Annotated in this window: 10 protein-coding genes; 7 read left to right on the top strand and 3 right to left on the bottom strand. The window is 72.5% G+C overall.

Annotation, left to right across the window (positions count from 1 at the left end; translation table 11 throughout):
• Positions 1-10: 10 nt before the first annotated feature.
• Positions 11-742 (bottom strand): VIT1/CCC1 transporter family protein, encoded by a 732-nt coding sequence (locus tag OG595_RS32615; protein WP_329278268.1) that lies wholly within the window; start codon positions 740-742, stop codon positions 11-13.
• A gap of 316 nt (positions 743-1,058) precedes the next feature.
• Between OG595_RS32615 and OG595_RS32610 the strand changes: the two genes are divergently transcribed.
• From OG595_RS32610 to OG595_RS32580, 7 genes are all read left to right on the top strand, one after another.
• Positions 1,059-2,114: an ADP-ribosylglycohydrolase family protein gene (locus OG595_RS32610; protein ID WP_329278266.1), complete on the top strand. Its 1,056-nt coding sequence runs from the start codon at positions 1,059-1,061 to the stop codon at positions 2,112-2,114.
• Positions 2,115-2,238: 124 nt separating this feature from the next.
• On the top strand, positions 2,239-3,366 hold the full coding sequence (locus tag OG595_RS32605) for an ADP-ribosylglycohydrolase family protein (RefSeq protein WP_329278264.1): 1,128 nt from the start codon (positions 2,239-2,241) through the stop codon (positions 3,364-3,366).
• A 92-nt stretch (positions 3,367-3,458) separates the two neighbouring features.
• On the top strand, positions 3,459-4,607 hold the full coding sequence (locus tag OG595_RS32600; protein WP_329278261.1) for an ADP-ribosylglycohydrolase family protein: 1,149 nt from the start codon (positions 3,459-3,461) through the stop codon (positions 4,605-4,607).
• Complete coding sequence (locus OG595_RS32595) at positions 4,595-6,001, top strand: ADP-ribosylglycohydrolase family protein (protein ID WP_329278258.1); 1,407 nt, start codon at positions 4,595-4,597, stop codon at positions 5,999-6,001. The genes OG595_RS32600 and OG595_RS32595 overlap by 13 nt, the downstream gene beginning before the upstream one ends.
• The gene (gene rbsK / locus OG595_RS32590) at positions 5,998-6,894 is read left to right on the top strand and encodes a ribokinase (protein WP_329278255.1); all 897 of its coding nucleotides are present in this window, start codon (positions 5,998-6,000) and stop codon (positions 6,892-6,894) included. Before OG595_RS32595 ends, rbsK begins: the two co-directional genes overlap by 4 nt.
• Positions 6,891-8,132 (top strand): CaiB/BaiF CoA transferase family protein, encoded by a 1,242-nt coding sequence (locus OG595_RS32585; RefSeq protein ID WP_329278253.1) that lies wholly within the window; start codon positions 6,891-6,893, stop codon positions 8,130-8,132. The genes rbsK and OG595_RS32585 overlap by 4 nt, the downstream gene beginning before the upstream one ends.
• Positions 8,129-8,995: an HpcH/HpaI aldolase/citrate lyase family protein gene (locus OG595_RS32580; protein WP_329278251.1), complete on the top strand. Its 867-nt coding sequence runs from the start codon at positions 8,129-8,131 to the stop codon at positions 8,993-8,995. Before OG595_RS32585 ends, OG595_RS32580 begins: the two co-directional genes overlap by 4 nt.
• 62 nt (positions 8,996-9,057) lie before the next feature.
• On the opposite strand, the gene lgt is transcribed toward OG595_RS32580, so the two are convergent.
• Positions 9,058-10,083, bottom strand: a complete 1,026-nt coding sequence (lgt, locus tag OG595_RS32575; protein WP_329278249.1) for a prolipoprotein diacylglyceryl transferase — start codon at positions 10,081-10,083, stop codon at positions 9,058-9,060.
• Positions 10,084-10,231: 148 nt separating this feature from the next.
• A complete protein-coding gene (locus tag OG595_RS32570; RefSeq protein ID WP_329278247.1) occupies positions 10,232-11,008 on the bottom strand; it encodes a DsbA family protein in 777 nt (258 codons plus the stop codon).
• Positions 11,009-11,076 lie beyond the last annotated feature (68 nt).

The raw sequence follows: 11,076 nt of genomic DNA, 5'->3' as shown, positions 1-11,076 counted from the left end.
GCACGATCCCCTATCCTACGGCCGCACCGAACAGGTTGCCCAGGGCGTACGTCACACCGGCCGCCGCTCCGCCGAGCGCGAGCTGTCGCAGCCCGCTGAACCACCAGCTCCGGGCGGTCACCCTGGCCACCACCGCACCACACCCGAAGAGCCCGGCCAGCGCGACCAGCACGGCGGGCCACAGCGCGGTCGCCCCCAGGAGAAACGGGAGTACGGGCAGCAGCGCGCCCAGCGCGAACGCGCCGAAGGACGACACCGCGGCGACGGCGGGCGAGGGCAGCTCACCGGGGTCGATGCCCAGCTCCTCGCGGGCGTGTATCTCCAGCGCCTGTTCGGGGTCGCGCGAGAGCTGCCGGGCCACTTCACGGGCGAGCTTCGGCTCGACACCCCGGGACTCGTAGAGCTCGGCGAGCTCACGCTCCTCGTCCTTGGGGTGCTTCCTCAACTCCCTTCGCTCGACGTCGAGTTCGGCCTCTACGAGTTCGCGCTGCGAGGCGACGGAGGTGTACTCGCCGGCGGCCATGGAGAAGGCGCCGGCGGCAAGTCCGGCGAGCCCGGTGATGACGACGACCTGATGCGAGACCGCCCCACCCGCGACACCGGTCATCAGGGCGAGGTTGGAGACGAGTCCGTCCATCGCCCCGAAAACGGCCGGCCGCAACCACCCGCCGCTGACATCCCGGTGGGTGTGGTTGTCGCGGTGCGCCTCGTGCAGCGTCGCCTCGGTCTCGATGATGGCCATGCCGTCCCCCTGATCCCTTCGAGCGTTGCTTCCGGAAGCTTTCCGAGCCGAACCGGACGGCCCGAACTTGGACTGATTCCACTTTTCGACAACCCTAAAAATACGCCCCGAATTCCCTTCCCGCCAGCAAGGAAAGGCTCCCCTCACCTGCACATTCACCACGCTCGCTCATCCGTTAGGGCTCTCGCACAAATGTCGACCGGGTGATGCTTGGGGCGCCTGAGGCGCACGTGAACCCCTCTGGTGGGACAGTTCCGCAAAGGGTTCCGCTCCCCCGCCAGGGAGCCCCCGGAACCCTCCGGAGGAGAGGCCGCGTATGGCATCGATCGCCTGCATTCCCTCGGTCCCGGCGCACCAGGACGCCGCCCTGCTCCGCGACAGAGCACACGGCGCCCTGCTCGGTCTGGCCGTGGGGGACGCGCTCGGCGCCCCCGCCGAGAACATGAAGCCCTCGGAGATCCGCGCCCGCTGGGGCCGCATCACCGGGTACGTGGCCGAGAACCCCGCCGGCACCGACGACACCGAGTACGCGATCTTCTCGGGCCTCCTCCTCGCCCGGCACGGCTCGGCCCTCACCCCGGCCCATGTGGAGGCGGCCTGGCACCAGTGGATCGCCGACCTCGACGAGGGGCCCTTCCGAGGTGCCGGTTTCAGCGAACGCGGCACTCTGGAGAACCTGCGCCGGGGTCTCGCGGCCCCCATCTCCGCCCAGCACCGGCACGCCTGGAGCGACGGTCTCGCCATGCGGGCGGCACCCTTCGGCGTCTTCGCTGCGGGCCGGCCCAGCGAGGCGGCCCGCCTGGTGGCGATCGACGGCTCGGTGAGCCACGACGGCGAGGGCATCTACGGCGGCCAGGCGGTGGCGGCGGGCGTGGCGGCGGCCATGGCGGGCGCGCCGACCATCGCCGTGGTGGCCTCCGCCCTGGCGGTGATCCCCGACGACTCCTGGACGGCGCGCTCCCTGCGCCGGGCGGTGGCCGTCGCCCACCGGGGTGAACGCGCGGTCCGCTCCGCGGTGGTGATCGGCGGCTACCCCTGGACCGACCTGGCCCCCGAGGCGGTCGCCCTCGCCTTCGGCGCGTACGCGGTGGCCGACGGCGACTTCACGGAATCGGTGCTGACAGCCGTCAACATGGGCCGCGACGCGGACACGACAGCGGCGGTGGCGGGCGCCCTGGCAGGCGCGACCCGCGGCGCCTCGGCGATCCCGCCCGAGTGGGCGGAGGCGATCGGCCCGGCCCGCGGCACCTGCCTCCCCTCCATGGCGGGCCACCACATCCTCGACGTCGCGGAACTCCTGACCCCGGTCGAGGGCGGCAAATGGGGCGCGAAGCCCGCCGTACAGGCGATGGAAACCGAGGTACGACCGTGACCCCGCACTTCCAGCCCCTCCGGCGTTTGAGGAGCGGGGGTTCGGGGGCGGAGCCCCCGAGGACGGGACGGGCAGGGGCGGCGGGGGCGAATCACACCACCCGAGCCGAATCCGAGGTCCACCCATGAACCCCCGCCGCATCGAGGGTCTGCTGCTCGGCCTGGCCGTGGGCGACGCCGCGGGCTGGCCCGCCGCCCGGCACCGGGCCGCCCGGATGCCCGAGTGGACCCGCCGCCTCACCCGCGAGCTGGACACCTTCGCCGAACAGAACGCGACGACCACCCTCCCCGTGCCGATCGCCCTCAACCAGCCCCCGGAACCACTCCGGCTCGGCCCCTCGGACGACGCGGAGTGGGCCGCGTTCTCGGCCGAGGCCCTGCTGCGGGCCGGCGACGACACCGTGCTCGGCGACCTGAGCCGCGAGCGCCGCGCCCGAGCCGCCATCGACCTGTCCTGGAACGCGGTCGCCAGCGAGGTGGCAGCCGCCGCCGAACGCGCCCCCGAGGTCGAGTCGGCGGTGCTGCCACTGCGCGCCCGTATCTCCGTACGGGCCGGCCTCGGCAATCTCGCCGCCGGTCTACGGCCGCCCGCCACCGGCCACGACAACCCGCACTACTTCGACGACGCGGCCTGCGTACGGGCCTGTGTGCTGGCGGTGGCCCACCCGGGCGACCCCCGGCTCGCCGCCGGCCTTGCCGAGTTCGACGCCCGCTACACACAGGACGGCGACGGTGTGCACGGCGCCCGCGCGATGGCGGCGGCGCTCTCGCTGGCGCTGGTCGGCGAGGAGGTGGATGCCTGCGTCGACGCGGCGCTGGCGGAGCTGCCCGAAGGCACGGAGATCGGCCGCAACACCCGCCACGCGCTGAAGCTCGCGCGGGACGCGGACAGCGCAGACGGCGCGTTCGCACTGGTCCCGCTCCTGGAGCACCAGATCGTCGACCACGTCTACAGCTACGGCATCGCCGCCGCCGAGACGGTCCCGGTCGCACTGGCGCTGGCCACGGCAGCGCACGGCCGGATCGCCGAGGCGGTTCCGGCCGCCGCCTGTCTGTCCCGGGTCGCGGACTCGGCTCCCGCGCTGGCGGGCGCCCTCACCGGTGCGCTGGGCGGCGGCTCGGCGATCCCGCGGGCCTGGCGGGACGCCTGCCGCACCCTCTCCGGCTGCGCCCTTCCCAGGCTCACCGGCACCGACCTCGTGGAACTCGCCGAACTGCTGGAAGCCACACAACGGGTCACCCCAGGAGGATGATTCGCGACATGAAGCCCAAAAACCGAGAACGAGACCAAGAAGGTCAAGAGGGCCAAGACGGCCACGAAGACCAGGAGAGCCACGACGGCCAAGTGGCGGGCCTGGACGAGCGGATCACCGGCGCCCTGGTCGGCGCGGCCGTCGGGGACGCGCTCGGCGGACCCGTCGAGGGCTACACCCCCGAGCAGATCCTCGAACGCCACGCGGGCCGCGTCCACGGCATCGTCGGCCCCTGGAACGGCGACGCCTGGCGCACCGCCCGCCCGATCGCCCCGTACCACAAGGGCGACGGCCACGTCACCGACGACACCTTGATGACGCATGCGCTGGTACGGGTATACGCACAGGTCCGGGACCACCTGGACGCGTACGCGGTCGCCGACCACCTGGTGCCGGACCTGATGACGAACCCGCGCTGGATCCCGGAACTGGAGGCCGAGGCACTCCCCCTGCAACGTGTCTTCCTGGCGGAGAAGTGGCTGGTGGCCCGGCTGCACTACGGCCACATCGACCCCCGCGAGGCAGGCGTCGGCAACATCGTCAACTGCGGGGCGGCGATGTACATGGCCCCGGTCGGCCTGGTCAACGCGGCCAACCCGACGGGCGCGTACGCCGAGGCCCTCGAACTCGCGGGCGCCCACCAGTCCTCGTACGGCCGAGAGGCGGCGGCGGTCTTCGCCGCGGCGGTGGCGGCGGCCTGCACCCCGGACGCGACACCGGACTCGGTGATCGGAACGTGCCTCTCCCTCGCGAAGGACGGCACCCGGGCCGCGATCGAGGCGGTGTGCGAAGTGGCCTCCGGATACACGGACTTCGAGTCGGCGCTGCGGCCACTGCGGGAGGCGGTGACTCCGTACGACACGGTCGGACCGGACTACCGCAACCCGTCCCTGGGCGCCCGTCGGCCCTCCCGGCTCCACACGATCGAGGAACTCCCGGTGGCGCTCGGCATGTTGGTGGTGTCGGGCGGCGACTTCCGGCATGCGGTGCTGGGTTCGGTGAACTACGGCCGCGACTGCGACTCGATCGCCACGATGGCCGGAGCCCTCGCCGGGGCGCTGGGTTCCGAGGTGCCGACCGACTGGTCGAAGACGGTCGCGGAGGCGAGCCGCCTGGACCTGTGGGAACCCGCCCGGACACTGACCGAGGTGACCCGGGAGATCTTCGACCGGGACACGCGTCAACGCCGTTCCCACGAAAGGGCGTTCGCCCGGCTCAGGAGCGCGGGATGCTCCGACTGACCTGGGTCCAGCCGGAGGACCTGATCGGCCACGAACTGCGCCAGGCGGCCCAGGACGGCCGCGAGCCGAGCAGAATCGCCGCCCGCTGGCGGGCGGCGGGCGGATCTCAGGCGCCGCGGTGTGCGGGCGCGTCCCCGGACCGGGCCTCGCGATACCTGCGGCTCCTGGCGGAGGACCTCCTGGACGAACTGGCCGATCTGCCGAGCAAGTTGGCGGACGACGAGCCGACAGACCTGTCGGCGATCAAGGCCGGCTGCCCGGCCTGGCCCGCTCGGCCGGGCGGCACCCCGTCGGCGCCGGGCCCCCGGGCCCACCCCCCGGCGACCGCCCCCCTCCGCCTGGAAGCCGCCTGGCTCGGCAGAGCCGCCGGCTGCCTCCTGGGCAAACCGGTGGAGAAACTCCCCCTCACCGCCATCCGCCAACTCGCCCGGGCCACCGGCAACTGGCCCCTGAACACTTGGTTCACCGCCAGAGGAGTCCCCGAGGAACTGACGAGGGCACACCCCTGGAACCGCCGGTCGGCAGCAACCTCCCTCGCCGAGAACATCGACGGGATGCCCGAGGACGACGACCTCAACTACCCCCTCCTCAACCTGCTCCTGCTCCAACGTCACGGCCCCCGCTTCACCACCGCCGACGTGGCGCGACTCTGGCTGGACGAACTCCCCGCGGGCCGCACCTTCACGGCCGAACGCGTTGCCTACCGAAACCTCCTCTCCGGCCTCGAACCCCCGCTCACCGCCCGCCACCGCAACCCGTTCCGCGAATGGATCGGCGCCCTGATCCGCGCCGACGTCCACGGCTGGACCAACCCCGGCGCCCCGGCCACCGCCGCCGAGCAGGCGTACCGCGACGCCACGCTCACCCACACCGCCAACGGCGTCTACGCGGCGATGTTCACGGCGGCCACCATCGCCGAGGCCGCCACCGGCACCCACGACATCCACGCCTGTCTGCGCACCGGCCTGACCGTCGTCCCGCCACGCTCCCGCCTGGCCCGGGCGATCCACCACGGCATCCAACTGGCCGAAGCCCACCACGACTTCACGACCGTCGTCGACGAACTCCACGCCACCCACGCGGCCACCCACCACTGGGTCCACGCCATCCCCAACACGGCCCTGATCGCCGCCGCCCTCACCCACGCCGACGGCGACTTCACCGGTTCCGTCTGCCGTGCCGTGTCCGGCGGTTGGGACACCGACTCCAACGGCGCGACCGCCGGAAGCATCGCCGGGCTCCTCGCGGGCTCGCCCGCCGCTCTCGGGGACCGCTGGACAAGCCCCCTGAAGAACCGGCTCGCCACCTCCGTCGCGGACTTCAAGGGCACCGGCTTCGACACCCTCGCCCAACTGACCCACTCCCTGACCCACTTGGAGACAGCCCACCCATGACCCATATCGCCGTGCTGGGCAGCACGAACATGGACCTCGTCGCGTACGTCTCCAAGGCCCCGCAGCGCGGGGAGACCGTGACAGGACGGGAGTTCCGTACGATCCCCGGTGGCAAGGGCGCCAACCAGGCCGTCGCCGCGGCCCGCGCGGGCGCCGACGTCTCGATGATCGGCGCGGTGGGCAACGACGGGTACGGCACCCGACTCCGTTCCGTACTGGAGCAGTCGGGCGTCGGCACCGACCATCTCCGCACCGCCGAGGGCGACTCCGGGACCGCGCACATCGTCGTGGACGACGAGGGCGGCAACGCGATCGTCGTCGTCCCCGCCGCCAACGGCACCGTCACCGCTCTCGCCCCCGGCGACGAGAGCCTGATCGCCACCGCCGACGCGCTGCTGCTCCAGCTGGAGATCCCGCTCACGGCGGTCGTCGAGGGCGCCCTGGCCGCTCACCGCCATGGCGTCCGCACGATCCTCACCCCGGCCCCCGTCCAGCAGCTCCCGTCCGAACTCCTCGCCGCCACCGACCTGTTGGTGCCCAACGAGCACGAGGCTGCGGCGCTCACCGGACTGACCGACCCGCACGAAGCGGCCACCGCACTCCTCGACCGGGTGCCGGAGGTCGTCATCACCCTGGGCGCGGCCGGCAGCCTCTACGCGTCCCGGGACCTCACCGAACCCGTCGCCGTCCCCGCGCCGCCCGTCACCGCCGTGGACTCGACCGGCGCCGGAGACACGTTCGTCGGCGCTCTCGCGGTGGCCCTGGCCGAGGGCCGTCCGATGCCGGACGCCCTGGCGTGGGCAGCGGCGGCGGGGGCACTCTCCGTACAACGGCCGGGCGCGTCGGCGTCGATGCCGTTCCGCTCGGAGATCGAGGCCAGGTACGCGTCATGACCACACCGGAGACGAGCACACCCGCATCCGCAGCCGGTGGGACCACAACCGCCGCGGCCCCGCTCACCGGCCTTCGCGTCCTCGACCTGGCCACCCTCTTCGCCGGCCCGCTCGCCGCCACCATGCTCGGCGACTTCGGGGCCGAGGTGATCAAGATCGAGCACCCGGTGAAGCCGGACCCCTCCCGGGGCCACGGCCCGTCCAAGGACGGCATCGGCCTCTGGTGGAAGCTGCTGGGCCGCAACAAACGCACGATGACCCTCGACCTCTCCCGGCCCGGCGGCCGGAGCACGCTCCTCCGGCTCGCCGCCACCGCCGACGTCGTCATCGAGAACTTCCGCCCGGGCACCCTGGAGAAGTGGGACCTGGGCTGGCCGGAGCTGTCCGCCGCCAACCCGCGCCTGGTCCTCGCCCGGGTCACCGCCTTCGGCCAGTTCGGCCCGTACGCGCACCGCCCCGGTTTCGGCACCCTCGCCGAGGCGATGAGCGGTTTCGCCGCGATCACCGGCGAACCGGACGCGCCCCCGACGCTCCCGCCCTTCGGCCTCGCCGACTCGATCGCGGGCCTGGCCACTGCGTACGCGGTCATGACGGCTCTGTCCGCCCGCGACCGCACCGGCGAGGGGCAGGTCGTCGACATGGCGATCATCGAGCCGATCCTCACCGTCCTGGGCCCGCAGCCGCTCTGGTACGACCAGTTGGGCCACGTCCAGCCGCGCACCGGCAACCGCTCGCAGAACAACGCGCCCCGCAACACCTACCGCACGGCCGACGGCACCTGGGTCGCCGTGTCGACCTCGGCCCAGTCGATCGCCGAGCGCGTGATGCGTCTGGTCGGCCGCCCGGAGCTGATCGACGAGCCCTGGTTCGCCACCGGCGCCGACCGCGCCCGCCACGCGGACGTCCTCGACGAGGCGGTCGGCGCGTGGATCGCCCGCCACTCCCACTCCGAGGTCGTCGCGGCCTTCGAGAAGGCGGAGGCGGCGGTGGCCCCGGTCCAGGACGTACGGGAGGTGATGACCGACCCCCAGTACCAGGCCCTCGACACCATCACCACGGTCGAGGACCCCGACCTCGGTCCGATCCGTATGCAGAACGTCCTCTTCCGGCTCTCCGCGACCCCCGGCGCGATCCGCTGGGCAGGCCGCGCGCACGGCGCGGACACCACCGCCGTCCTCACCGAACTGGGCCTCACCGGGCCCGACATCGACGCCCTGCGAACCGAGGGAGCCCTGTGACGGCCATCCCCCTGACCTGGCTGTACGTCCCCGGCGACCGCCCCGAGGTGGTGTCCAAGGCCCTCGCCTCGGGCGCCGACGTGGTCGTCGTCGACCTGGAGGACGCGGTCGCCCCCGACCGCAAGGAGTACGCCCGCGCGGCCACCGCCGAGCGCCTCACCGACCCCCAGCCGGTCCCGGTCCACGTCCGGATCAACGCCCTGGACGGCCCTCGGGCCTCCTGCGACCTCCGGGCCCTCGAAGGCCTCCCCGGCATCTCGGGCCTACGGCTCCCCAAGGTGACGACACCGCAGGAGGTCGTGCGGGTGGCCACCCGCACGAACATGACCACGACCACGACCACGACCACGACCACGACCACCGGGGGCGGGCTCCCGCTCCACGCCCTGCTCGAAACCGCCCTCGGCATCGAACACGCCTTCGCCATCGCGACCGCCCACCCCGCCCTGCACGGCATCGCGCTCGGCGAGGCCGACCTGCGCGCCGATCTGGGGGTACGAGGGGACGCGGGCCTCGACTGGTGCCGCTCCCGGGTCGTCGTGGCCGCACGGGCGGCCGGACTCGCCCCGCCGCCCCAGTCGGTCCACCCGGACACCCGGGACCTCGGCACCCTGGCCGTGTCCTGCGCCCACGGACGCGCCCTGGGCTTCCTGGGCCGGGCGGCCATCCATCCCCGCCAGCTCCCGGTCATCGAACGCGCGTACCTCCCCACCCCGGAGGAGATCGAGGACGCCGAGCGGATCGTCAAGGCGGCGGCGACGGACGAGGGCGCCCAGGCCCTCCCGGACGGCCGCTTCATCGACGCCGCGGTGGTCGCGGCGGCCCGCAGAACCCTGTCCCTGGCCGACCGCGGCCGTCCCTGACCCGCACAACGAACGAGGGCGCCCCGGTCCCCGGGGCGCCCTCGTCGTCGTACGACCGACACTCAGCTCTTCTTGGTCGGCTCAGCTTCCACCTTGGCTTCGGCGTCGTCCTCTGCTTCTGCCTTGCCCTCCGACCCGTCCTCGGCCACGGAGTCGGCCTTGCCGTCGGGGTCGGCATCGGGATCGGTGGCGCTGTCGGCCTTCACCTTCGCCGACTCCGCGTCGCTCCCGTCGTCCTCGGCAGCGTCCTGCGCCGAACCGTCGGGGAGATCCTCACCCGGCTCCACCACTTCCTCCCGGCCCGGCCGCTTCTTCGCCGAGAGCACGAAGTAGACCACCGCGAGGATGAAGACGAAGATCGCGGTCCAGTTGTTCAGCCGCATGCCCAGGATGTGGTGGGCGTCGTCGACGCGCAGGTACTCGATCCAGAAGCGGCCCACACAGTAGGTCGCGACGTACAGCGCGAACGCCCGGCCGTGGCCCAGTGTGAACCGGCGGTCGGCCCAGATGACCAGCAGCGCGACACCGACGCACCACAGCGACTCGTACAGGAACGTCGGGTGGTAGTAGCCCGGGACCCGGCCGTCGGTCGAGGAGGTGATGTGCAGGGCCCAGGGGACGGTGGTCTCCCGCCCGTACAGCTCCTGGTTGAACCAGTTGCCCCATCGACCGCACGCCTGTGCGAGCGCGATACCGGGGGCGAGCGCGTCGGCCCACGCGGGCAGCGGGATACCGCGCCGGCGGCAGCCGATCCACGCACCCAGCGCGCCGACGGCGATCGCGCCCCAGATACCGAGGCCGCCCTCCCAGATCTTGAAGGCGTCCACCCAGTCGCGGCCCTCGCTGAAGTACAGCTCGTAGTCCGTGATCACGTGGTAGAGGCGGCCACCGACCAGGCCGAAGGGCACGGCCCAGACCGCGATGTCGGCCACCGTGCCGGGTCGGCCACCGCGGGCGAGCCAGCGCTTGTTGCCGAGCCAGACCGCGACGAAGACACCGATGATGATGCAGAACGCGTAGCCGCGCAGCGGAATGGGTCCGAGGTGGTACACCCCGTGCGCCGGACTGGGAATGTAGGCGATATTCATAGCAGCCCCGACGCTACCTTGACGGACGCGGCGGATGTGAGCCGCCCCGGGCAACGGCTCCATAACGGGCGGTGCCCCCGGTTCCGCCGACTGCGGTGGACCGGAGGCACTCGGGAGGCCCGCAGGACGCTCAGGTGATGCCCGTGCCCTACGCCTTGTCGGCGGCCTCGACCATCTGCTTCAGCTTCGCCGGGGTCATCGTCTGGTCCTGGTAGATGTTCTTCCCGTTGAGCAGCACGGTCGGCGTGCCACCGAAACCGCCGCTCTGGAAGGCCTGGTTGGACTTCACGACCCAGCTGTTGTGCGTGCCGTCCTCGACACACGTCCGGAACGCGGGGGTGTCGAGCCCGTCGGCCTTCGCCGCCAGCTCGATGAGCCTGCTGTCCTTCGCGAAGGCGTCGTCGGTCTCCTGCGGCTGGTTCTCGTACAGCACGTCGTGGTACGCGGTGAACCTGCCCGCGTCCTGGGCGCAGGCGGCGGCGTTGGCCGCGTGCCGGGAGCCGCTGCCGCCCATGTTGCCGTCGATGATCGTCGCCAGGTGGTAGTCCACCTTCAGCTTGCCCGCGTCCGTCAGCTCATGGATGACCGCGCGGTAGTTGGTCTCGAAGGACTGGCAGGCGGGGCAGCGGAAGTCCTCCCACACCGTGAGCGTCGACTTGGCGCTCTCCTCGCCCACCGGGATCGCGAGGCTGTCCTTGCCCTGCGCGCCCGAGGGCGCCACGACCGGGCCGGCGCTCTCGCTCTTGCTGTCCTTTCCGGCGTTCGCGGCGACGACGCCGATCACCGCCGCGAGTCCCAGCACGCAGACGACACTGGCGCCCACGATCAGCACCCGCCGCCGCTTCTCCGCGGACTTCTGCTTCTCACGCTCGACCGCCAGCCGCTCGCGGGCGGTGCGCTTTCCGTCACGATTCTTCTCGCTCACACCCCGCAGAACGAACCGGGGAGACGCATTGCGTCTCCCCGGCCCCAGGTCCACCCGTTCGGGCGACC

It is taken from the genome of Streptomyces sp. NBC_01451 (genome assembly GCF_036227485.1).
Taxonomy (GTDB): Bacteria; Actinomycetota; Actinomycetes; order Streptomycetales; family Streptomycetaceae; genus Streptomyces.
The sequence above is the reverse complement of the archived record's forward strand: the minus strand, read 5'-3'. Positions and strand labels throughout refer to the sequence as shown.

Bases quoted from the DNA above. Each gene is read 5' to 3' on its own strand.
- OG595_RS32595 (WP_329278258.1), top strand. From the start codon at position 4,595: ATGCTCCGACTGACCTGGGTCCAGCCGGAGGACCTGATCGGCCACGAA.
- OG595_RS32585 (WP_329278253.1), top strand. From the start codon at position 6,891: ATGACCACACCGGAGACGAGCACACCCGCATCCGCAGCCGGTGGGACC.
- OG595_RS32615 (WP_329278268.1), bottom strand. From the start codon at position 742: ATGGCCATCATCGAGACCGAGGCGACGCTGCACGAGGCGCACCGCGAC.
- lgt (WP_329278249.1), bottom strand. From the start codon at position 10,083: ATGAATATCGCCTACATTCCCAGTCCGGCGCACGGGGTGTACCACCTC.
- OG595_RS32610 (WP_329278266.1), top strand. From the start codon at position 1,059: ATGGCATCGATCGCCTGCATTCCCTCGGTCCCGGCGCACCAGGACGCC.
- OG595_RS32605 (WP_329278264.1), top strand. From the start codon at position 2,239: ATGAACCCCCGCCGCATCGAGGGTCTGCTGCTCGGCCTGGCCGTGGGC.
- rbsK (WP_329278255.1), top strand. From the start codon at position 5,998: ATGACCCATATCGCCGTGCTGGGCAGCACGAACATGGACCTCGTCGCG.